The sequence below is a fragment of the Brevirhabdus sp. genome (assembly GCF_052826345.1).
In genome coordinates this window covers 1-22,682 of sequence record NZ_JBRBUA010000100.1, presented here as the reverse complement: position 1 = coordinate 22,682, position 22,682 = coordinate 1, and the positions used below count along the sequence as shown (strand labels likewise).

Below are 22,682 nucleotides of genomic sequence, written 5' to 3'. Positions count from 1 at the left end.
CTCAGCGCCCTTCCCGTGACATCTGATAGCCCAGGCCCCTCAGCGTTTTTATCGCGTCCCTGCCCAGTTTCTTGCGCAGGCGGCTGACGTAGACCTCGACCGTGTTACTGTCGACGTCGGCGTCGTATTCGTAAAGTGCGTTTTCGATCGCGCCCTTGGAGACGGTCTCATGCGCGCGGCGGGTCAGCCGTTCCAGCACCGTCCATTCCCGCGCGGTCAGTTCCACCGGCTGGCCGTGACGGGTGATGCGTTTCAGGGCGTGGTCGATCGTCAGCGCGCCGAAGGTCTCTTCCGTGCCGGTCTTGCCGTTGACCCGGCGGGCGACCGCGTTGACGCGCGCGTCCAGCTCGCTCAGATCGAAGGGCTTGACCAGGAAATCATCCGCGCCCGCGTTCAGCCCCGCGATCCTATCGGCGACGCGGGATCGCGCCGACAGGATGATGACCGATGCCAGGATGGCGCGCTGGCGGATGCGTTTGAGCACCGTCAGGCCATCGCCGTCGGGCAGGCCCATGTCGAGCAAAACCAGATCGAATGCGGTGACGGCCAGGAATTCGGTCGCGGCGGCGATGTCGCGCGCCCAGTCGACGCCGTGGCCCGCCGCGGCCAGATGATCGCGCACCGCGGAGCCGATCTTGTCGTCATCTTCGAGCAAAAGTACGCGCATGAGCAAAGCCTTCCGGCCCAAAGCGGCGTCGTTCAGGTTGGCGACAGCTTTGCACCTTATGTCCCGACTATCAGGACGCGCGCGCTGCCGTCAAATCCGCATACCCCCCAAAACAGGGGCATTTGAAAAAGGAACCTCTCTCATGACGATGTATCTGAAATCCGCAGCCCTTGTCGCCGCGCTGGTCGGCGCGGGGCCGCTTTCCGCGAAAACGCTGGATGTGAAAGTCGATATGGCGAATTTCCCCGGCCCGCCCGCCTATGCCGCTGCCTATATCACCGATGCCAACGATCAATATGTCGCGACGCTCTATGTTGCGGGGCGGAAAGGGGAATATCAGGCCGATCTGCGCAGCTGGTACCGGCTGATCCGGCGGTCGGGCAGGGGGATCGACGGCACCACCGGCGCAAGCGTCGGGCGCGGCGGGCAGTTTTCGACCTCGGTGAACGTGCCCGACAGCATGTTGAACGCGGGCTACAAGCTGCATGTGGAAACGGGCGTGGAGGATTACGGCATCGTACCCGATGACGTCGTCGTGCCGCTCGACGATGCCAGCAACGGCGCGCCGGTTGCGGGTCGGCGCAACGTGGCGACAGCGACCATCGCCTACTGATCGCGGGATGTGGCGCGCGCTTCATACCTGGCTCGGGCTGGGCTCGCTGGTGCTGGTGGTTGTGCTGGCGCTGGGCGGCAGCGCGCTGTCGCTGCGCCCGGTGTTGGACAGCCTGGCGCCCCAGGCGCAATCCGCCGCCGGGCAGAGCGTGGCCGATCTGCTCGGCAAGATGGACCTTGCGGGGCTTGAGATGGATCGCCTCCTGCGCAGCCCGTCGGGCGCGCTCAAGGCCAGCTACTTCGATGCCACCGGCGCGCCGCGCAAAAGCTGGGTCGATCAGGCGACCGGCGCCTTCGCGGGGCCGGTGGAGCCGGGAAATCCGCTGTGGGTCACGCTCAAGGATTTTCACCGGGCGCTGTTTCTGCGCGACAGCGGGCGGATGATCACCGGGATCGGGGCGCTGGCGCTGGCGCTGGTCAGCCTTGCGGGGGTGATCGTTCTGGCCGCGCGGATGGGCGGGCTCGCCCGCATCTTCGGCCGGGTGCAGGGCAAGCCCGCGGCGCGCTGGCACAGTGCGCTGTCGCGCATTCTCATCGTGCCGCTGCTGCTGTCGTCGCTGACCGGCTTTTACATGGTGCTGACAGATCTGGGCGTGCTGCCCGTCGCGCAGATCGAAAGCGTGCAGTTTCCCGAAAGCACCCAAGGTCTGCCCGCCGTGGCACCCGGCACGCTGCACGGTCTTGCCGAGATCCCGCTGAAGTCCCTGCGAGAGCTGCAATTCCCCTTCGCGGGCGATACGCGCGACGTCTTCACCGTGACCACCGACGCCGGCCTCACGATCATCGACCAGTTCACCGGCGATGTGCTCGAAGCGGTGCCCGCCACCACCTCGATGAAGATCCACGAATGGTTCTACGCGGTGCACACCGGCGAGGGGCTGGCGATCGTCGGCCTGCTGCTGGGGATCGCGGCGCTGGGGGTGCCGGTGCTGGGGATCACGGGCGTGGTCATCTGGTGGGGCCGACGCAGGCGCAAGCTGCGCATCCCCGACAACCGCCCGGCCGCCGTGGCCGATATCGTCCTCCTCGTGGGCTCGGAGGGCGGCACCACCTGGGGTTTCGCGCGCACATTGCACCGTGATCTGACCGCAGCCGGGCACAAGGTGCACAGCAGCGCCATGAACGCCTTCAGAGACCACTACAAGATGGCGTCGCATGTCATTGTTCTTACGTCAACTTACGGAAACGGAACCGCGCCTGCATCGGCCGATCGCTTTCTCGCGCGACTGGCCGACATGGCCGATCGCCCCGCCTGGTCCTATGCCGTTCTGGGGTTCGGGGACCGCGCCTTCGCGCATTACTGCCAGTTCGCCAAGGATGTCGACGCAGCACTCGATGCCCAGGGCATCCGCCGCGCGCTGGAGCCTGCGCTGATCAACCGGCAGTCGCCTCAGGCCTTCGCGACCTGGGGCAACGATCTGGCGCGGATCCTGGGCACGACACTGACCCTGCGCCATGAAATCGAACTGCCCCCGACCGAGGAGCTGACGCTGATCAGCCGCACGCTCTATGGCGAGGACGTGCAGGCGCCGACCGCCGTGCTGCGCTTTCGCCGCGATGCGGGGCCGCGCCCCGCGGCCTGGAGGCGGCTTCTGGGGGCGGGGCGCGCGCCGGTGTTCGGACCCGGCGATCTGCTGGGCATCCTGCCGCCGGGCAGCCAGGTGCCGCGGTATTATTCGCTGTCCTCGGCGGCCTCGGCGGATGTCGCGGAAATCTGCGTGCGCCGGCAGATCGGCGGCGAATGTTCGGGGATGCTGCACGCGATGGAACCCGGCGACACGATCAGCGCCTTCGTGAAGGAAAACCCCGAATTCTCTCCGGTGCCGGGGGGCAAGCCGGTGATCATGGTCTCGGCGGGCACGGGCATCGCGCCCTTCGTGGGGATGATCCGGTCGAACGCGGCGCGCCGCGAGCTGCATCTTTTCTGGGGCGGACGGTCCCGCCGTTCGGATTTCCTCTATGAGGACACGCTGAACCAATGCCTTGAGGCCGACCGCCTCGCGCGGCTCGAGACCGCGTTCAGCCGCGATCACGACCGCGCCTATGTGCAGGACAAGCTGCGCGGCGATGCCGAGCGTCTGGTTGCGCTGCTGCGCGCGGGCGCGTCGGTCATGGTGTGCGGCGGCGACGCGATGGCGCAGGCGGTCGCGACGGAATTCGACACGCTTCTGGCGCCGCTGGGGCTGAGCACGCATCAGTTGAAGGCGCGGAAACTCTACCTCGAAGACATATTCTGAGAAGGAGCGTCCCATGCTGGGTTTCTTGAAACGAGGCAATCCCGCCGCGCGCCGCCCCAAGGCGGGCGCGCCCATCCGCGCCGATGGCGCATTGCGCAAATCCGTCCCCGCGCGCATCGCGGTTTTCGACGGGGTAACGATGGGCACCACCTATCAGGTGCGGGTCGCGCTCAGGGCCGATCTGGACGAGGCGGCGCTGTCGGCGGCGATTTTCGAGGCGGTGGATGCGGTGGACCGGCAGATGTCGACGTGGAAGCCCGCGTCGGATCTGTCACGGTTCAACGCGGCGCCGGTGGGCGACTGGGTGTCCGTGCCCCGGGATCTGGCGCATGTCGTGGGCACGGGGCTGGCCATCAGCAAGGCGTCGCAGGGGGCGTTCGACATGACCGTGGGGGCGGCCGTCAACGCCTGGGGCTTCGGCCCGGTTTTGGACCCCGTGCCCGATGCCGGGACGGGGGCCAGGACGGGCGCCGGGACGGGCGCCGGGACGGGCGCCGAGATGAGCGCCGCACCGCCCGACAGCCGCTTCGGTGCGGTCGCCCCCGGCCCGCAGGATGTTCCGAAGGACGCACCCGTCGGCGTCTGGCGGGATCTGGAGGCGCGCATGGACCCGCCCGCCCTGATCAAACGCGCCCCGATGTATGTGGATCTGTCGGGCATCGCCAAGGGCTATGGCGTCGACCGGATCTGCGAGGTTCTTCTGGACCGCGGGCTCGGCGATTTTCTGGTCTCGATCGACGGGGAAACCCGTGCCTGCGGGCGCAAACCCGGTGTCGAGGGGCGCTGGCGCGTGGCGATCGACCGGCCCGACGCAGCCGCCGACGGGGACAGGAGCGCGGCCGGAAGCGCGGCCGGAAACGCGGTCGACGCCTGGGACGTGCTGGAGCCGGAGGACCGGGCGCTGGCCACCTCGGGCGATTATCGGCGTTTCTTCGAGCGCGACGGCACCCGCTACGCCCATACCATCGATCCGGCGACCGGGCAGGCGGTGCAGGGCGGCGCGGCCTCGGTCACGGTGATGATGCGCGATTGCATGACGGCCGATGCCTGGGCGACGGCGCTTCTGGTCATGGGGCCGCAGCGGGGAGTGGCCATCGCGCAGGCCCGCAACATCGCGGCGCTGTTTCTGTTTCGCGAAAGGGACGGGTTTCGCCAGGTGGCCACGGGCGGCATCCTGCCGTCCGGGCCGGGCGCGACCTGGGATGGCGGCGTGGTGGCGTGATCTCCGCTCCGCGCCCGGGCGCCCGCCCGGGTGCGCGGCGCCAATGCGCGGCGTCAATTCAATGCGCGGCGGGGGGGGCTGCGCCCGCGTAGGACGTTTCATCACCAGAAGCAGCGGCAAAAGCGCCGCCGCCACCCCGCCCAGCACGTTGAACACATGGGTATAGGCCATCATCGCCGCCTGTTTGGCGATCTGCGCGTTCAGGATCGCGGCGCCCTGCGCGCTGTCGGGGGTCAATCCCAGCGGGGCGAGGTAGGCGCGCGCTGCCGGGCTGAACTGGGTGACATTCGCGCTCAGCGTGGCGGTGTCGACCGTGATGCTTCGCACCAGTAGCGCGCCCACCACCGCGATTCCGATGGATGAGCCGAGCTGGCGCGTCACGCCATAAAGGCCCGACGCCTCGTCCTGGCGATCCGATCCGATCCCGTCGAAGGCCAGCGTCGACATCGGCACGAACACCAGCCCCATGCCCAGCCCGCCCACCGCACCGGGCAGGGCCAGCTGCCAGAAGCTGGCGTTCAGGTTCAGCGCGCCGATCTGGAAATTGCTGATCGCGGTCAGCACCAGCCCGATGCCCGCCAGCACGCGCGGATCGAACCGGCCCACCAGAACCGCCCCCGTCAGCACCATCGAAACGCCCGCCGCCAGCCCGCGCGGGATGAAGAGATAGCCCGCCTCGATCACCGGGTAGCCCAGCAGCCCCTGCACCAGAAGCGGCAGGATCGCGATGCCGCCGAACATGGAAACCGAGAACCCCGCGATCGTCGCGCTGGCGGCGGCATAGTTGCGATCGGCAAAAAGGCGCAGATCGATGATGTTGCGCGGCACCCGCAGGCCGCGCAGGAGGAAGGCGGCACCGCTGAGGACCGCGACGATCATCGCCACCTGGATCACACGCGATGCGAACCAGTCGCTGGACTGGCCCTGATCCAGCACATATTGCAGCGCCCCGATCCCGGTGGCCATCAACAGCAGGCCGATCCAGTCCGTTTTCAGCGTTTCGGGCGTGTCGGCGGGCAATTCCCCCGACAGCATCAGCAGCGCCATCGCCGCGATCGGAAGATTGACGAAAAACACCATGCGCCACGAGAAATAGTCGGTCAGCAGCGCGCCCAGCGTCGGCCCCAGCACCGGCGCGACCACCACGCCCAGCCCGAACATCGCCATCGCCTGTCCGCGCTTTTCGCGCGGAAAGGCGTCGAACAGGATGGACTGCGACAGCGGAATCAGAAACGCGCCGAACATTCCCTGGCCCAGCCGGAAGATCACCATGCTGCCGAGGCTCCACGAGAGGCCGCAAAGGCTTGAAAAGACGGTGAACCCGGTAATGGACGTCAGGATCAGGCGGCGGCGGCCGATGCGCTTGGCCATGAAGCCGGTCAGCGGCATCACCACCACCGCCGCCACGATATAGCTTGTCAGTATCCAGGTGGTCTGGTCGGTCGTGGCCCCGAATGCCGACTGGATATGCGGCAGCGCCACGTTGACGATGGTGCTGTCGAGAACCTCCAGCACGGCGCTGAGCACCACGGCGACGACGATCGCGACGCTGACACCGGATCTGTCCCCGATCTGTGCCCCGTCCGCGGGCAGGGCCGCGTGGCCGTCACCCGTCGCGCCGCTCATGGCCCGGGCTGGCTGACCGGTGCGGTGGTGTCGACCGTCACCGTGGCACTGGCGCCCGCGCGCAGCCGCGTCGTGCCGGGATCGAGCTTTATGCGGATCGCGAACCGCTGCGTGACCTTGACCCAGTTCCCCGTCGCGTTCTCAGCCGGCAGCAGCGCGAAGCTGGCCCCCGAGCCCGCCGCGACCGATCCGACCTTGCCCGAAAACGTCACCCCCGGCACCATGTCGATGGTGACCGTCGCGGGCTGGCCGGGCAGGATCCGGGGCAGGTCGGTTTCCTTGAAATTGGCGTCCACCCACCATTCGGACCCCTCGACCAGCGAAAACAGCGGCTGAAAGGCGGACACCGTCGCGCCCCTGCGCAGGCTGATGTTCGCGATCCAGCCATCGGCGGGGGCCTTGATTTCCGTGTGGGCCAGGTCGGTCATGGCTGTGGCGAGCCGCGCCTGCGCCGCCGCCAGCGCATCGCGGTTGGAGGCAAGCGCCGCGCGGGCCTGCGACAGTTGCGCCTTGGCGGAGTTGAGCGCGGCCTGCGCCTGAGCCAGCGTCGCCCGGTTGCGGTCGGCCACGGCCTGCGTGATGTCGCCCCGGCTGAGCAGGGTCTGGTCGCGCTCCGCCTGTGCGGCCGCGGTGTCGAGCCCGACCTGAGCGCTTTGCACCCCGGCGTCGGCCGCGGTGATCTGCGCCTCGAAGGACGCGCCGGCCTGCGACGCGGTCGCCACCTGGGCCTTCGCCGCGTCAACCGCATGTCGGTAGAGGGCGGGGTCGAGTTTCAGCAAGACATCGCCCGCGGCGACACGCTGGTTTTCGACCACGTTGACGGTCGTGACCTGGCCCGAGACCTGTGCGGCCATCGTCACGATATTGGCCCCGACATAGGCATCCTGCGTGGAAGGGTAGAGCGTCGACTGCCGCCAGTACCACCACAATCCACCGCCGATGGCCCCAAGCAGGAGCAGGAGGCCGACCAGTTTCAATATCTTCATCTAATTTACTCTGAATGCCCGTGGCCGAGGTTGTAGTGGCTTGCGCAAGGCATGCAACACAAAGGCGCAGGCAGCCCCCGCCGCGGCTCGGGCGATTTGCCGATTGCCTGTCCAGATAGCGGCGGTCGGCGCGGACCCTGGCGCAACCCGCGCGATCGCGGCATGATCGCGCCCCGAGCGCAGCTTTTCGCCGGGCGATCAGACGCCGTGGCGGGACAGCGGCGTTTGCGGCCGCCGCGCGGGCCTGTTAAACGGGCCCGCGCGCGCCCACACCGGGCGGCGGGTCCACGATATCCGCCCCGCCATTCATGGCGCCGCAACCGGCAAAAACAGAACAGGAAAGCTGCATGATGCGGCACGCGGCAAAGCCAATGGCTCACGAACGTCACAGCACGACGGGGGCCTCCCGCCTGTCCGTCGCACCCATGATGGACTGGACCGACCGCCATTGCCGTTATCTCCACCGGCAGATGAGCGCTCATGCGTTGCTTTATACCGAGATGGTGACCGCCGCGGCTGTTGTGCGCGGGGATCGGGTGCGGCTTTTGGGGTTTGATGCGGCCGAGCATCCCTTGGCGTTGCAGCTTGGCGGGTCCGATCCGGCGGAGCTGGCGCGCGCGGCGCGGATCGCGCAGGACTGGGGCTATGACGAGGTCAACCTGAACGTCGGCTGCCCCTCCGACAGGGTGCAGTCCGGCGCGTTCGGGGCGGTGCTGATGGAAAAGCCCCGGCTGGTGGCCGCGTGCGTGGCGGAAATGATCGCGGCGTGCGATATCCCGGTCACGGTGAAATGCCGCATCGGTGTCGACGATCAGATGCCCTGCGAGGTGCTGCCGGATTTCCTGCAACAGGTTTCCGCCGCCGGGGTGGACCGCTTTGCGATCCATGCGCGCAAGGCCTGGCTGCAAGGGCTTTCGCCCAAGCAGAACCGCGATGTGCCGCCGCTCGACTATGATCTGGTGCTGGAGATGAAGCGCGCCTTCCCGCAGCTGCATCTGTCGGTGAACGGCGGGATCACGGATCTGGCGCAGGCGCGCGCATTTCTGGATTGCGGGATGGACGGCGTTATGATCGGGCGCGCGGCCTATCATGCGCCCTGCGACATTTTGCTGGACGCGGATCGGGTGGTTTTCGGACAGGGCAAGGGGCGCAGCGCCGATCAGGTGGTGGAGGCTATGCTGCCTTATATCGAACGTCACCTGAGCGGGGGCGGACGCCTCAACCAGATAACGCGCCATATGCTGGGCATGTTCGCGGGCCGTCCGGGCGCGCGCGGCTGGCGGCGCACCCTGTCAGAGGGCGCGCATCGCGATGGCGCAGGCCCGGAGGTGATCGAGGCCGCGCTGCGGTGCGTCCAGCATCACGAGGCGCCGCGGCTGGCGATCTGAAGCGCAGGCGCGTGCCCGCGGCCGGGCACCCGGCTAGGCTTTGCCGCCTCCTCGTGAAAGGCGGGCGGCGCGTCCGCCGCGGCGTTGCTTCAGTCGCGGGGCGCGGTCGGGCAATTCGGCCATGATCGCTTGCCGTTCGTCTTCGGAAAGCCTGGCCCAGGCGGTGATCTCGTCGATGGTGCGCAGACAGCCGGTACACAGGCGTTCGCGCGGATGGATCACGCAGATATCCACACAGGGCGAACTGGGCTCTTTACGTTTCCAAACGGGGCGGTCGGTCATGCGGTATCCTGCCTGATATGGCGCAGCCGGTCGAGCGCGCCTTGCAGGATATAGGCGGCCGCGACGTGGTCTATAACCTCGGCGCGGCGTTTTCTGGAGGTGTCGGCCTCAAGCAGGGCCCGCTCGGCGGCGACGGTGGACAGCCGTTCGTCCCAGAATCCGATGCTGAGCGGTGCCAGCCGCGACAGGTTGCGCGCGAAGGCGCGGGTTTTCTGGCAGCGCGGGCCTTCGGTTCCGTCCATGTTGCGCGGCAGCCCCAGGATCACGCCGCTGATCGCGCGTGCGGACAGGATCGCCAGCAGCTCTTCGGCGTCCTGGGTGAACTTTCGCCGCCGGATCGTGCGCAGCGGCGAGGCGACGCCCAGCATCGCGTCGCTGACCGCGACGCCCAGCGTCTTGTCGCCCAGATCCAGCCCGGCTATGGCCTGCATCGGCGGCAGGGAACGGTGAAATTCCAGCAGATCGTCTGTGATCTGCCCGCTCACTCGACGATGCCCGCCCTCTCGGCGGCCTGACGGAGCTGGGCCAGTGCCTCATGCTTGCCGGCGAAGACGGTGCGCGCCTCGTCCCAGATGGCGCGCGCGCGGTCGGTGTCGCCCAGCACGCCCAGCGCACCGATCAGCCGCGCCCATTCGGCCGGTGTGCCGCCTTCGGTCGCCAGGCGGTTGGACAGCCGGTCGACCATGCCGCGGATCATCTGGTTGCGATCCTCGTCCGACATCTCGCCCGCGGCCGCGACCGCGGCGGCGTCGGGGCCGGGCAGGGTGACGGCGCCGTTCGCGAAGGGCGCGGGTCCCGATGAGGCGACTTTCGACGGCGGCGAATAGCGCTCGCCGGCAAGCTGCGCGACCTCGGGCATCTGGGCGAGGATGGCCTCGCGGTAGGAGGCCTCCTGCGGGCCATCGGCCAGCAGCTTGCGCCAGATGCGGAACGACAGGTCGGGGCGTCCGTTTTGCAGGAACATGATGCCGGAATAATAAAGCGCGACGCCGTTTTCGGCATCGCGGGCCAGCGCCGCGCGCAGCGCCTTTTCGGCTTCGGGCGAGACATAGCCGCCCGCGGCCATGATCAGCAGGTCGGCCAGTTGCACGTAATCCTCGGCGTTGGCCGCATCGGCCTTCAGCGCGATCGCGCGGGCCTTGGCGCGATGCGCGTCGACATAGCGCCCAAGGATGCTTTCCGACCGCGCGAGCAGATCGAAGCCGCGCGGATCGCCGCTTTTTTCCGACAGGGTGGAGCGCAGACGCTCGACGAGCTTGACGTAGGCCGGATCGGGTTCCTGCACGGGCGGGGTGCTGGGGACCTGCGCCTCGGCCACGGCCTGGGCGGGGCGCGATTCCATCGATTCCTTGCTCGCGGCGATGCGGCTGGCCATCGGCAGGTCGGGATAGCCCGGCGCGCCCAGTTGTCGGTAAAGCGCGAAGGCGCCGCCGACGACCACCACGGTCATCAGCGCAGCGGCGACGCCGGTGCCGGTGCCGGTGCGCGCGAAGGATGTCCGGCGCGCCTTGCGGTCGGCCTCCAGGATGCGGCGCGAGATCTCGGTGCGCGCGCGCTCGGCCTCTTCGGGGGCGAGAACGCCGCGGGCGAGGTCGCGGTCGAGTTCCTGCAACTGGTCGCGGTACACCTGCATGTCATGCGCGGCCGACGATCCTTCGCCGCGATAGCGCAGCAGGGTGAGAAGCAGGGCTGCGGCCACGATCAGGCTGAGCAGGGCGGTGATGGTCCAAAAGGTCATAAGGCAAACTCCATGCCGATGGTCTACCCTGCACGGGGCCGTGGCAAAAGCCCGTAAATTGTCGCAATCGCGTGAGCCCGCGCGCGTGGCACAGCTTCCTGCGCGGCAACCCGGCGCGCGCCCTCCGCGCTGGCTCGGCGCCTGCGGCGGCGGCCCCGGGGTGTGTCGCAAAACCGCCGGAGGATGCCGTTGGGGGGCTTCCATTGCGCGGCGGCTCGGCGCAGAAACGGCGCAGCAGAAACGGGGTGGCGCGGCCACCCCTGACCGGAGGTGCGCCTGCCATGCGTCGATATTCCGCCTTTGCCATCGCCCGCGCGGCCCTGCGTTATCATCAGGGGTGGGAGCGCGCCTGGCGTTCGCCCCAGCCCAAGGCGAAATACGATGTGGTGATCGTGGGCGCGGGCGGTCACGGGCTGGCGACGGCCTATTACCTGGGCCGCAACTTCGGCATCACCAATGTGGCGATCATCGAAAAGGGCTGGCTGGGCGGTGGCAACACCGGGCGCAACACGACGATCATCCGGTCGAACTACCTTCAGGACCCTTCGGCCGCGATCTACGAAAAGGCGCGCAGCCTTTATGAGACGATGAGCCAGGATCTGAACTACAACGTCATGTTCAGCCCGCGCGGCGTGATGATGCTGGCCCAGACCCAGCATGAGGTGCGCGGCTATCAGCGTACCGCCCATGCGAACGCGTTGCAGGGCGTGGCCACCGAATTCATCGGCCCCGAGCGGGTCAAGGATCTGTGCCCGATCATCAACATCGCCGGGCCGCGCTATCCCGTGCTGGGCGCGCTGTGGCAGCCGCGCGGGGGCACCGCGCGCCACGATGCGATCGCCTGGGGCTATGCGCGGGCCTGTTCCGACATGGGCATGGACATCATCCAGCAATGCGAGGTCACCGCCGTGCGCTCGGAGGGGGGGCGCGTCACCGGGGTCGACACCACGCGCGGCGCGATCGACTGCGGCAAGCTGGCGATGGTGGTGGCGGGCAACTCCGGCGTTCTGGCGGCCAAGGCCGGATTCCGCCTGCCGCTGGAATCGGTGGCGCTTCAGGCGCTGGTCAGCGAGCCGGTCAAGCCCTGCATGGATGTGGTGGTGATGGCCAACACCGTCCACGGCTATATGAGCCAGTCGGACAAGGGCGAAATGGTGATCGGCGGCGGCGCGGACGGCTACAACAACTACACCCAGCGCGGCAGCTTCCACCATATCGAAGAAACCGTGCGCGCGCTGGTCGAGACCTTCCCGATGATCTCCCGGCTCAAGATGCTGCGCCAATGGGGCGGGATCGTGGACATGACGGGCGACCGCTCTCCGATCATCTCGACCACGCCGCTGGGCAATTGCTTCATCAACTGCGGCTGGGGCACCGGCGGGTTCAAGTCGATCCCCGGTTCGGGCTGGGCCATGGCCGAACTGGTGGCGAAAGGCGCGCCCGGCCCGCTGGCCGAGGCCTTTTCGCTCGACCGGTTCCGCGAGGGGCGGTTCATCGACGAATCCGTCGCGGCCGGGGTGGCCCATTGATGGCTGTCGTCAAGACCGGATCCGCAAAAGACCTCTATGTTTTTTCACATGGGGGGAACTTGCTGCCATTCGGGTGCGTTTCAACTCTCAGAATATCACAAGTGGAGTTGAGACCTTGGCAGACCCAGAGCGCATTCACACGCACACCGAGACCCGGAGCGAAAAATCCGGGTCCAGCATGGCCTTCATCATCGGCGGCCTTGTCGTTGCGGTCCTTGTCATCGGTTATTTCCTCATGGGCGGTGACGCCAACATGGGCACGACCGGCGGGACCACGGCGGGAGGCACCGGAACCGGCGATACCAACATCCAGATCGAAGCTCCCAAAGGCGGCAACGCCTCTGCCGGGGCCAGCGCGGAAGGCGCGGCCGACACGGGCGGCACGGCGGGCGGCAAGACCGGCGGCACCGCGGGCGGCGGCACTGCGGCCCCCGCACCCGACGCGTCGGCCGGCGCCACGGCCACGACCGGCAACTGATCGCGCCTGCGCCGGGGCCGATCGCAGCTGCGGCACGCCGCAGCTGCGCCTGACCGATATCCTGCAAGACCACCGGAACGCTCTCGCGCATGTGCACGAGGGCGTTTTGCCTGTCTGGCGCCCTGACACGACCGGCACCGCAACGCGCGTCGGCCTCTTTCCGTTCGGAGGAAAATCATGCTCTATCTAGCCTGCCCCTATTGCGGCGTGGACGCCGAAGAGACCGAGTTGCACCCCGGCGGCGAGGCGCATCTGACCCGCCCCGGCGTGGGCGCGGATGACGAAGTTTTCGCCGATTACCTGTTCCAGCGCGAAAACCCGCGCGGCGTGCATTTCGAGCGCTGGCGCCACGCGCACGGCTGCGGCAAGTGGTTCCACGCCGCGCGCTGCACCGCGACGCTGGAGGTTTTCGGTACCTATCCCGCGCAGACCACCGAACCCCCCGAGGCGCTGCGGCGGCTGATCTCGCAAAGCGTCCGGGCTGGCGCTGGCGCGATCTGGCGGCGGAGGTGCAGCCATGAGCACGCGACTGACCGGCGGCGGGCGTCATCTGGATCGCAGCCGCCCGATCGAATTCACCTTCAACGGGCGCAGGCTGAAGGGGTATCAAGGCGATACGCTCGCCTCGGCCTTGCTGGCCAACGATCAGATGCTGGTCGGCCGCTCGTTCAAATATCACCGGCCGCGCGGCATCGTCGCCTCTGGCCCCGAGGAACCCAACGCGCTGGTCAACCTGGGCCGGGGCCGGTATTTCGAGCCGAACCAGAGGATCACCACCACCCCGCTGGTCGCGGGCATGGAGGCGGGCAGCCAGAACCACTGGCCCAGCCTCGAATTCGATGTGGGCGCGATCAACCGGCATCTCGGCCGGTTCCTGCCGGCGGGGTTCTATTACAAGACCTTCATCAGCCCGCGGCCGTTCTGGAAACATCTTTACGAGCCGATCATCCGCAAATCGGCCGGTCTGGGCCGCGCGCCGCGCGACCGCGACGCCGATCGCTATGAGCATTTCTATGTCTACACGGACGTGCTGATCGTGGGCGGCGGGGTCGCCGGGCTGGCGGCCGCGACGGCCGCCGCGCGGTCGGGCCGTCAGGTGCTGCTGGTGGAGCAGACCGGGCATTGGGGCGGGCGATCCGTGGTCGATGCGACGCAGGACACCACCATCGACGGGCTGCCCGTGGCCGATTGGATCGCGCGATCCGTGTCAGAGCTGGCGGCCATGCCCAACGTGCGGATGCGCCTCATGACCATGGCGTCGGGGATCTACGACCACGGTTACGCGCTGGCCTATGAACATGTCGTGGACCATCGCGCCGCGCCGGAACAGGGTCCGGATCTGGCGCAATCGCCGGATCGCCCCGCCGGGGCGGAGGCTGCGCCGCGTCATCGGCTGTGGCGTATCCGGGCGGGCCGGATCGTGACGGCGACGGGCGCGATCGAGCGGCCGCTCAGCTTTGCCGGCAATGACGTGCCGGGGGTGATGCTGGCCGCCGCCGCGCGCGATTATCTGATTAACCACGGCATATCGATCGGCGACCGGGTGGTTGTCGTCACCAACAACGACGACGCCTATCGCACCGCGCTGGCGCTGCACCGGGCGGGGCTGACCGTGCCCGCGGTGATCGACGCGCGCCCCTCGGCCACGGGCGCGCTGCCGCAGGCCGCGCGCGACGCGGGCATCCGCGTCGAGACGGGGCGCGGCGTGGCGCAGGTTCATGGCGGCAAGCGCGTGCGCGCGGTGTCGGTGTGCATGCAGGCGGGCGAGGGTGCCGCGCTGGAGGAAATCCCCTGCGAGGCCGTCGCCATGTCGGGCGGCTGGTCGCCGGTCGTGCACCTTTGGTCGCATTGCGGCGGCAAGCTGACCTGGGATGAGACGCAGGCGGCCTTTCGCCCGGATGTCGACCGCCCGCCGCTGGGCCGCGACGGGAACGGCTTCGTCATCGCGGCAGGCGCGGCCAACGGCGAGGGGGCGCTGGCGCAGGCGCTGGCCGACGGCTTCGCGGCCGGGCAGGGCGCCGCTGGCGCAAACGGGACGGCCGCGCCCGTCGCGGCGCCCGCCGTCAGCGCCCCGCAAGAGGCGCCGTTGCTGCCGGTCTGGATGATGCCATCCCGCGCGGGCGTCGCGCTGCGGTCCAAGATGTGGCTGGATTTCCAGAACGACGTCAAGGTCAGCGACGTGCAGCTGGCCGCGCGCGAAGGCTATGAAAGCGTCGAACATACCAAGCGCTACACGACGCTGGGCATGGCGACCGACCAAGGCAAGCTTAGCAACATCAACGGCCTGGCCGTGCTGTCCGAGGCGCTGGATGCGGCGATCCCCAAGGTCGGCACGACGACCTTCCGCCCGCCCTATACGCCGATCTCGATGGGGGCCATCGCGAGCGAGGCGCGCGATGCGGCCTTTCAGCCGATCCGCCGCACGCCCATGCACGACCGCCACGAAGCGGCCGGGGCCGATTGGGAACCCGTCGGCCACTGGCGCCGTCCCTATGCGTTTCCGCGGCAGGGTGAAACCGTGCATGACGCGGTGATGCGCGAGGTCACCAACACGCGCGAAAACGTTGGCATGCTGGATGCCTCGACCCTGGGCAAGATCCTGGTCAAGGGGCCGGATGCGGGCCGGTTCCTGGACATGATGTACACCAACATGATGTCGACCCTGAAGGAAGGCCGCTGCCGCTACGGGTTGATGTGCTCGGAAAACGGCTTTCTGATCGACGACGGCGTGGTGGCGCGGATCGATGCCGACACCTGGCTGTGCCACACCACCACCGGCGGCGCCGACCGCATCCACGCCCATATGGAGGAGTGGCTGCAAACCGAATGGTGGGACTGGCAGGTCTATACCGCCAATGTCACCGAGCAATACGCCCAGATCGCCGTGGTCGGCCCCAGGGCGCGCCAGTTGTTGCAAAAGCTGGGCGGCATGGATCTGTCGGCCGAGGCGTTGCCCTTCATGGCCTGGGCCGAAGGGCGCATTGGCGCCTTCGACGCGCGCGTCTTCCGCATCAGCTTTTCGGGCGAGCTGTCGTTCGAGATCGCCGTGCCGGCCAGTCAGGGCCGCGCCTTCTGGGATGCGCTGGCGGCGGCGGGGGCGGATCTGGGCGTCATGCCCTACGGCACGGAGGCGCTGCACATCATGCGCGCCGAAAAGGGCTTCATCATGATCGGCGATGAAACCGACGGCACCGTCATTCCGCAGGATCTGGGCCTCGACTGGGCGCTCTCCAGGAAAAAGGACGACTATCTGGGCAAGCGCGCGCAGCAGCGCAGCCACATGGCCGACCCGGACCGCTGGAAGCTCGTCGGGCTGGAAACGCTCGACGGGTCGGTGCTGCCGGACGGCGCCTATGCGGTGGGCGACGGTGAAAACGCCAACCGCCAGACCCGCGTGATCGGGCGCGTGACCTCGACCTATCATTCGCCGACGCTGGGCAGGGGGATCGCGATGGGTCTGGTGCTGCACGGTCCCGAGCGGATGGGCGAGGAGATCGACTTTGCCCGTGTCGACAAGACCACGATAAGGGCGCGGATCGTCGATCCGGTCTTCTACGACAAGACGGGGGAAAAACAGAATGTCTGATCCGGTCAGCGCGTTGCAGGGCGCATATTACGAAGGCGCCGTCACGGTGACGGAGGCAGGCCCGCGCGGCATGATCTCGCTGCGCGGCGATCTTTCGTCCGATACATTCGCCTCCTCGGTCAAGAGGCTGACACATCTGGACATTCCATCGGTGCGCAAGATCGTGCAGACCGATGCGACCTCGCTTGCGTGGATGTCCCCGGATGAGCTTTTGGTGATGCTGCCTCACACGGATGCGCGCGCCATGACGGCGGATCTGGGTGCGGCGCTGGCGGGGACGCATCACATGGCGGTCGATGTTTCCGACGCGCGCGCGCTCTTTCGGCTGGAGGGGGGCGACGCCGCGCTGCGTGAGACGCTGGCCAAGCTGGCGCCGGTCGATCTGCATCCCGACCGTTTCGGGCCGGGTGATTTCCGGCGCACGCGGCTGGCGCAGGTTCCGGCCGCCATCGCAATGCCCGCAGAGGGCACGGTGGAGCTGATCTGCTTTCGTTCCGTCGCTCAATACGTGATGGACATCCTGCGCCTGTCGGCCTCGGCCTCCGGGCGGGTAGGTTATTTCGACTGACCCGCCGGTTACGCGCCAGTGGCCTGCCACTGACCACCCCGTGAGCCGCCCTTGCCTCCCGGGGTTTTCCGCAAGCGCCCTTGACCTTCGCCCGCGAAACGCTCTTATTCCGTTGAGACAACTTTAATTAAAGGGGGGCCGCAACATGGCTTTTTCACTTCCCGAACTTCCCTATGCACATGATGCGCTGGCCGACAGCGGCATGTCCAAGGAAACGCTGGAATATCACCACGATATTCACCACAAGGCCTATGTCGACAACGGCAACAAGGCGATGGCGGGCACCGAGTGGGAAGGCAAGTCGGTCGAAGAGGTTGTCAAGGGAACCTATGACGCCGACAAGCTGGCGCAATCGGGCATTTTCAACAACGCCTCGCAGCATTGGAACCACACCCAGTTCTGGGAAATGATGGGCCCCGGCAAATCCGACATGCCGGGCGAGCTGGAAAGCCGCATCAAGGATGCCTTCGGGTCCACCGACAAGTTCAAGGAAGAGTTCTCGGCCAAGGGCGGCGGTCAGTTCGGGTCCGGCTGGGTCTGGCTGGTGGTCGACACCGACGGCACGCTGAAATGCACCAACACGCCCAACGGCGTGAACCCGCTGTGTTTCGACCAGACCGCATTGTTGGGCTGCGACGTGTGGGAGCATTCCTATTACATCGATTTCCGCAACAAGCGTCCGGCCTATCTGACAAACTTCCTCGACAATCTGGTGAACTGGGAAAACGTGGCGGAACGCCTGTCCAAAGCCTGATTCCGGGCGCGCGGCGCAGCGAAGGCTGCGGCCCCAGGACGGGCGGGAGCCCTCTTGAATTATAGGGGTGGGACGGCAGAAACATGTCGTCCTTCCTCACCGGGCGCCTCGGCAGGTCGGGGCGCGAGTGTCGGCGCGGCCTTCTAGAGCCGCGCGCACCGCCACATTTCCGCCATGAAATAACCGCTTCGCCGTACCGGCCGCGCCGCGTTGCGGCCGTCAGCGGCCGGTAGGTCACATCTTTGATGTGCCGTGCGATCCGCACGCGCGGCGACCGGTTTCGGAGGGTGGCTCATGGCGACGGCAGACAGGGCGGCAGAAAGGGCGGCAGACAGCTTCACTTCGGCCGACAGGCAGATGGTGACGGATGTTTGCAGCCGCTGGAGCAGTCAGATCGGCGCTGTCGTGGGCCGTGCGCGCGCATTGGACGAGCTGCGCCTCACCCCCGTGAAATCGAGCGAAGAGGCACTTTGCTGTCGTGTCGACAGCGATGGCGGGCAGGCGTTCCTCAAGGTTTTTCGCCCCGGGCAGGATGCGTCCTATCGCCGTGAAAGAGATGTGCTGACCATGCTCAAGGGCAATCCGGTGGTGCCGCGGCACCTGGCGCATTGCGATGACGACCGCTTCGTGTTGAGCGCCTTCGTCGATGGGCTGCGCGCCGACCGGGGCGAACTGGCGGGCAGCAGTGTGCATCTGTCTTATGAAATGGGGCGCTGCCTCGGTCGGCTGGATGCGGCGCTGCCCAAGCGCGCCTCGACCGGGACCTGGCTGAGCTATCTTGAGAAATACGACGCCTACCGGGATCTGTGCACATGGAGCCCTGCGCGCGACGTTCTGTCTGAGATGCCCCTGTGCGGCATGGTGCTGTCACGCTGCGACGCGGCGCTGTCGAATTTCATCGTGACCGAGGCGGGCACGATCGTGGTGGTGGATTTCGCGCGCAGCCGGTTCAAACCGCGCGGTTGGGATCTGGTACATGCCCATGCGGCGCTGATGACCCGTTTTCCCGACAGATCCGACAAGGATCTCGACGAACTGATCGCGGGCTTTGCCGATTGCCATCGCGGCGCCGCCCGCCCGCAGGAGCTTGGCCGCGTGGCGCAGTTGCTGGTGATGGCGCAGGCGGGTCTGCCGCAGAACATGCTGGAAGGGGCGAGCAATGGCCACTGAAGAAATCACCATCCCGATCACGGGCGATGTTTCCGGAAAACACTATGGGTCGGGCGAGGAAGACGACACCCAGATCGTCACCTTCACCGATGGGGGCGATTTGAACGGCCGGACGATCGAGATCAGCAAATTCGGCGACGGCAGGCCGTCGGAGACGGGCGAGGGGCCGGGCGGCGACGATGTCTTCAAGATCGACCTCAGCCAGTTCAACGACAATTTCGCGATGGAGGTGAAAAGCATGCAATCGGGCGATCAGTTCCAGATCAGCGGCTGGGACAGCCGCGAGGTTTCGGGCAGCGTCATCACCTATCGCTATACCGGCTCGGACGGGCAGCCGCATGTTTTCACCTTTGATCGGGCTGTCACGAATGAAGATGAATCGGTCGAGGTCGTCTGTTTCGCCGCCGGTACGATGATCGAGACACAGGTCGGTCCGCGCGCCGTCGAGACCCTGGCGCCGGGCGACATGGTGCGATGCGGCGACGGCGAGTGCCGCCCGGTCCGCTGGGCGGGCAGCCGTCGGCTGAGCAGGGAAGAGCTTCGCGCCCACCCGCATCTGCGCCCCGTCGTGTTGCAAAAGGATGCCCTGGGCCGGGGCTGCCCGGAGGCCGACCTGTGGCTGTCGCCGCAGCACCGTGTCCTGCTGGAGGGCTGGCGGCAAGAATTGCTGTTCGGCGAACCCTCGGTGCTGGTGGCGGCCAAACATCTTGTCAACGACAGCACGATCCGCCAGCGCGACGCGGCGGATGGCATCACCTATTGCCATATCCTGCTCGACACGCATGAGACGGTTCTCGCCAACGGTCTCAAATCCGAAACGCTGTTTCCGGCGGAAATGATGAATGCCGCCTTCAACGGCGCGGCGCGGCAGGAGATAAGCGAGATCTTTCCCGACTTCGTCTTCGATATGGGCAGCTACGGGCAGCCCGCCGCGCGGGGCCTGCGCCGGTTCGAGACCGCGGCGCTGTAGCGCGGTGCCGCCCCCGTGTGACGTCGTGATTTTGTAACGGTCGTGATTTTGTGAGGTCGTGATTTTCAGGTGAAGCGCTGCGCCTTGGCCCTTCGCGGGTCAGATGCCGCCTCTGTCATCCAGCCCGTGCCGCGACAGGCCCTGGACGAGCGACTGGCGCGCGACGCCCGCGATCCGGGTCAGGGGGCGCAGCAGCGCGGCCCGGTGGCGCGACCCCCGAAACACGGTCCGCAGGGGATCGCCCTGCGGCGCCTCGGCGCTGTCGTCGAGAGCGAGTTCCAGCGTGCCGCTGGGGAATGCCTCGGACGGGGCGCGCCTGCCCATGTGGATGACGGGCCAGCCATCCAGCTGAACGGGCTTGCCGCGCGCGAATCCTTCGGGCTGCGCCAGCATGGTGTGCAGCACGTCGCGGATGAGGGCGCAGCCCTTCCCGAAGGGCAGGGTCGTTTCATGCAGGATCACGGTCCTGCCGATCAGATCCTCGGAATGCTGGGCGCGGATGCCTGCCAGCGGTCGCCCCGCCCGTCGCGCGCCATTGCTGAACGGGCGCGGCGCGTGGCAATAGGCGAGCGGCACCTCGACGGCACGTTGGGCCAGAACCTCCTCACGCGTCAGCAGGCGGCCCGACTGGCGCCAGAGGATCGCGCGGGGCTGATGCATGTCGCTCAGCGCCAGCGTCAATGCGTGCAGCACCCGAAGCGGCAGCAGATCGGGTTGACCGACGCGCGTGCGGCCGGGCTGCGTCTTGGTGACCGTGATGGTCAGCACCCCGCGGTGCCGGGAAACTGCGCCCAGGGTGCGGGGATCCGTCAGGCAGGCGAGGACTTGGGCGGCAATCCGGTCGGCGGCATCGCGGGGCAGCGGCGCGGGCGACAGGGTGATGAGGGCGTCGATCGATTTGAACCGGAATTCAAGGCAGGCGCCGCGGTCTTCGTGGCTTTCGTCGGAGCAGAGCTCGGGCAGGGGAAGAACCTGCGCGCCGGCCGCCAAACGGCGCACGATGCCGTCCGCGTCCAACCCCTCCGCGCTGTCGCAAAACAGGACCGATTCGAATGAGGCCACAGGGTTCATCACGGATTTCCGCTGGTTACGGTCCGCGCAGTGGAAGGACCGTGTCGTGAAAGTATGAATGTCGCTGCGTGGCCCAGTTTAGATCAAACCGAGCGCCGGGCCAAATGTGTCGAACAGGCCGGTGCCCAGAAACGCGCCGGTCAGCGCGGTGACCTGCGCCGTCAGGCGGAGGTTCTCGCCGCCCAGCATGTTGTAGGTCAGAAGGCCGACACCGACCGGCAGCGCCGCGATCACCAGCGTGGTATTCAGCGCGTAGGTCGCCAGGCGCGCGACGGTTTCGGATTTATCCAGGCGGTCCTGCGGCGAGCCGGGGCCGAGGATCTGGATCGTCGGTTCGTCGTCGTCCTGGTGGTAATCGGGATAGAGGGCGGCGCGCAGGTTGGCGCTGATGCGGCTGTTGGGATCTTCGAGCGAGATCATGATGTCGTTGGGGCCGGCAGCGGCGGCGCTGCGCACGAAGGGGGCGGTCTTGGGAACCTCGATGCGGCGGACGAAGCTGCTGTCCAGACGGTCGTACATCGCGTTCACGCTGAAACGGTCGTCGGCGAAGATGTTCTGATCCTGAACGCTTTCCTCGGGCGCCTTCATCGGCGTCGCGTCGAGCGCGATGCGCGCCTCGAACCCTTCGGAGGTGTAGAGCTTGCCGGTGTGATGCCACAGGACGCATTCCGCACGGTTCAGGCTCAGCAGGTGGCGCACCACATGATAGCAGGCGGCAACCCGGGTCTGATCCACGTTTTCACGCGCCGAGGTGCCGTTTTCGATCCAAACGACCACATCCTCGTTCTCACGGCAGATGCGCCCCGAAATCTGGGAGCCCACAAAGGTCGCATGTTTGCGGCTTTCGGAATGGGCGTGGTCGATTTCGATTCCGATGTTCTTGAACACCCGGGCGAGGTCTTTCTCGAGCCCTTTGAAATCCAGCGGAGGAAGACCGTCGTAGGTCAGCGTCGCCTTCGTCGATGATTCGTTGTTCAGCATTTGGGTCCACCGTCGTTTGATTAGTTAATTACTGACGGGAGAATGTGGAAACTCTACGACCCAAATTTGGGCTTTTGCGTAATTATGTGCCGCAATTTAGACGTGTTATTATTAACTCATCGATCAACCAAACATTTAAAATGCGGTTTTGCAAAAAATAAAAGAGCGCCCGCGAGGAGCGCTCTTTCGGTTGTTTCATGCTGTTTTCAGCAGCCGTAATACATCTTGAACTCGATCGGGTGGGGGGTGTGCTCATAGGCATAGACCTCTTCCCACTTCAGATTGACGTAGCCCTTGATCTGATCGCGGGTGAAAACATCGCCCGCCAGAAGAAACTCGTGATCGGCCTCCAGCTCGTCCAGCGCTTCGCGCAGCGATGCACAGACGGTCGGGATCTCCGCCAGCTCTTCGGGGGGCAGGTCGTAGAGGTCCTTGTCCGAGGACGGGCCGGGATCGATCTTGTTCTTGATGCCGTCGAGGCCGGCCATGAGCAGCGCGGCGAAGCACAGGTAGGGGTTGGCGGCCGGATCGGGGAAACGGGCCTCCACGCGCTTGGCCTTGGGCGATTCGGCCCACGGGATACGCACGCAGCCCGAGCGGTTGCGCGCGGAATAGGCGCGCAGCACCGGCGCTTCGAAGCCGGGGATCAGGCGCTTGTAGCTGTTGGTTGTCGGGTTGGTGAAGGCATTGAGCGCCTTGGCATGCTTGAGGATGCCGCCGATGAAGTAGAGCGCCTCCTGGCTGAGGTCGGCGTATTTGTCGCCCGCGAAGAGCGGCTTGCCGTCCTTCCAGATCGACATGTTCACATGCATCCCCG

Annotated in this window: 18 protein-coding genes and 3 pseudogenes; 12 read left to right on the top strand and 9 right to left on the bottom strand. The window is 67.0% G+C overall.

Going from position 1 to position 22,682, the window contains the following annotated elements; genetic code table 11:
* Position 1: 1 nt before the first annotated feature.
* On the bottom strand, positions 2-667 hold the full coding sequence (locus ACU0BR_RS12275; protein ID WP_446157117.1) for a response regulator: 666 nt from the start codon (positions 665-667) through the stop codon (positions 2-4).
* A 142-nt stretch (positions 668-809) separates the two neighbouring features.
* Here ACU0BR_RS12275 and ACU0BR_RS12270 point away from each other — a divergent pair, with 142 nt between their 5' ends.
* From ACU0BR_RS12270 to ACU0BR_RS12260, 3 genes are read left to right on the top strand one after another with little or no spacing between them, the layout of a single operon-like run.
* Entirely contained in the window at positions 810-1,280 is a 471-nt protein-coding gene (locus ACU0BR_RS12270) for a DUF2271 domain-containing protein (protein ID WP_446157116.1), read from the top strand.
* A 7-nt stretch (positions 1,281-1,287) separates the two neighbouring features.
* On the top strand, positions 1,288-3,516 hold the full coding sequence (locus tag ACU0BR_RS12265; protein ID WP_446157115.1) for a PepSY domain-containing protein: 2,229 nt from the start codon (positions 1,288-1,290) through the stop codon (positions 3,514-3,516).
* Between the two features lie 13 nt (positions 3,517-3,529).
* On the top strand, positions 3,530-4,738 hold the full coding sequence (locus tag ACU0BR_RS12260; RefSeq protein WP_446157126.1) for an FAD:protein FMN transferase: 1,209 nt from the start codon (positions 3,530-3,532) through the stop codon (positions 4,736-4,738).
* A 177-nt stretch (positions 4,739-4,915) separates the two neighbouring features.
* Here the strand turns inward: ACU0BR_RS12260 and ACU0BR_RS12255 are convergent.
* Positions 4,916-6,364 (bottom strand): annotated as a pseudogene (locus ACU0BR_RS12255) (DHA2 family efflux MFS transporter permease subunit); the annotation flags it as partial.
* Positions 6,361-7,350, bottom strand: coding sequence for an HlyD family secretion protein (locus ACU0BR_RS12250; RefSeq protein ID WP_446157114.1), 990 nt, complete (start codon positions 7,348-7,350; stop codon positions 6,361-6,363). The pseudogene ACU0BR_RS12255 and the gene ACU0BR_RS12250, both read right to left, overlap by 4 nt.
* A 371-nt stretch (positions 7,351-7,721) precedes the next feature.
* Between ACU0BR_RS12250 and dusA the strand changes: the two genes are divergently transcribed.
* Positions 7,722-8,738, top strand: a complete 1,017-nt coding sequence (gene dusA, locus ACU0BR_RS12245; protein ID WP_446157113.1) for a tRNA dihydrouridine(20/20a) synthase DusA — start codon at positions 7,722-7,724, stop codon at positions 8,736-8,738.
* Positions 8,739-8,771: 33 nt separating this feature from the next.
* On the opposite strand, the gene ACU0BR_RS12240 is transcribed toward dusA, so the two are convergent.
* Genes ACU0BR_RS12240 through ccmI form a run of 3 tightly spaced genes read right to left on the bottom strand, consistent with a single transcriptional unit; the run spans position 8,772 to position 10,758 of the window.
* Positions 8,772-9,020 carry a DUF1289 domain-containing protein gene (locus ACU0BR_RS12240; RefSeq protein ID WP_446157112.1) on the bottom strand — a complete coding sequence of 83 codons (249 nt, stop codon included), beginning with the start codon at positions 9,018-9,020 and terminating at the stop codon, positions 8,772-8,774.
* A complete protein-coding gene (gene ruvX, locus ACU0BR_RS12235) occupies positions 9,017-9,451 on the bottom strand; it encodes a Holliday junction resolvase RuvX (RefSeq protein WP_446157125.1) in 435 nt (144 codons plus the stop codon). Before ruvX ends, ACU0BR_RS12240 begins: the two co-directional genes overlap by 4 nt.
* A gap of 50 nt (positions 9,452-9,501) precedes the next feature.
* Entirely contained in the window at positions 9,502-10,758 is a 1,257-nt protein-coding gene (gene ccmI / locus ACU0BR_RS12230; RefSeq protein ID WP_446157111.1) for a c-type cytochrome biogenesis protein CcmI, read from the bottom strand.
* A gap of 281 nt (positions 10,759-11,039) precedes the next feature.
* Here ccmI and ACU0BR_RS12225 point away from each other — a divergent pair, with 281 nt between their 5' ends.
* The 8 genes and pseudogenes from ACU0BR_RS12225 (at position 11,040) to ACU0BR_RS12190 (ending at position 19,813) form a co-directional block, all read left to right on the top strand.
* Entirely contained in the window at positions 11,040-12,287 is a 1,248-nt protein-coding gene (locus tag ACU0BR_RS12225) for a sarcosine oxidase subunit beta family protein (RefSeq protein ID WP_446157110.1), read from the top strand.
* A gap of 115 nt (positions 12,288-12,402) precedes the next feature.
* Entirely contained in the window at positions 12,403-12,765 is a 363-nt protein-coding gene (locus tag ACU0BR_RS12220) for a hypothetical protein (RefSeq protein ID WP_446157109.1), read from the top strand.
* A 177-nt stretch (positions 12,766-12,942) separates the two neighbouring features.
* Positions 12,943-13,286: pseudogene (locus ACU0BR_RS12215) on the top strand (sarcosine oxidase subunit delta).
* Positions 13,283-16,351, top strand: coding sequence for a sarcosine oxidase subunit alpha family protein (locus ACU0BR_RS12210; protein ID WP_446157108.1), 3,069 nt, complete (start codon positions 13,283-13,285; stop codon positions 16,349-16,351). Before ACU0BR_RS12215 ends, ACU0BR_RS12210 begins: the two are co-directional and overlap by 4 nt.
* Positions 16,344-16,919: a sarcosine oxidase subunit gamma gene (locus tag ACU0BR_RS12205; protein ID WP_446157107.1), complete on the top strand. Its 576-nt coding sequence runs from the start codon at positions 16,344-16,346 to the stop codon at positions 16,917-16,919. The genes ACU0BR_RS12210 and ACU0BR_RS12205 overlap by 8 nt, the downstream gene beginning before the upstream one ends.
* Before the next feature lie 145 nt (positions 16,920-17,064).
* Complete coding sequence (locus tag ACU0BR_RS12200; RefSeq protein WP_446157106.1) at positions 17,065-17,673, top strand: superoxide dismutase; 609 nt, start codon at positions 17,065-17,067, stop codon at positions 17,671-17,673.
* Between the two features lie 294 nt (positions 17,674-17,967).
* Entirely contained in the window at positions 17,968-18,843 is an 876-nt protein-coding gene (locus ACU0BR_RS12195) for an aminoglycoside phosphotransferase family protein (protein ID WP_446157105.1), read from the top strand.
* The gene (locus ACU0BR_RS12190; protein WP_446157104.1) at positions 18,833-19,813 is read left to right on the top strand and encodes a Hint domain-containing protein; all 981 of its coding nucleotides are present in this window, start codon (positions 18,833-18,835) and stop codon (positions 19,811-19,813) included. Before ACU0BR_RS12195 ends, ACU0BR_RS12190 begins: the two co-directional genes overlap by 11 nt.
* A gap of 99 nt (positions 19,814-19,912) precedes the next feature.
* On the opposite strand, the gene ACU0BR_RS12185 is transcribed toward ACU0BR_RS12190, so the two are convergent.
* The 3 genes and pseudogenes from ACU0BR_RS12185 to glnA all read right to left on the bottom strand — a co-directional run.
* The gene (locus ACU0BR_RS12185) at positions 19,913-20,884 is read right to left on the bottom strand and encodes a hypothetical protein (protein ID WP_446157103.1); all 972 of its coding nucleotides are present in this window, start codon (positions 20,882-20,884) and stop codon (positions 19,913-19,915) included.
* Positions 20,885-20,962: 78 nt separating this feature from the next.
* A complete protein-coding gene (locus tag ACU0BR_RS12180; RefSeq protein ID WP_446157102.1) occupies positions 20,963-21,865 on the bottom strand; it encodes a hypothetical protein in 903 nt (300 codons plus the stop codon).
* A 206-nt stretch (positions 21,866-22,071) separates the two neighbouring features.
* Positions 22,072-22,682 (bottom strand): annotated as a pseudogene (gene glnA / locus ACU0BR_RS12175) (glutamine synthetase); the annotation flags it as partial.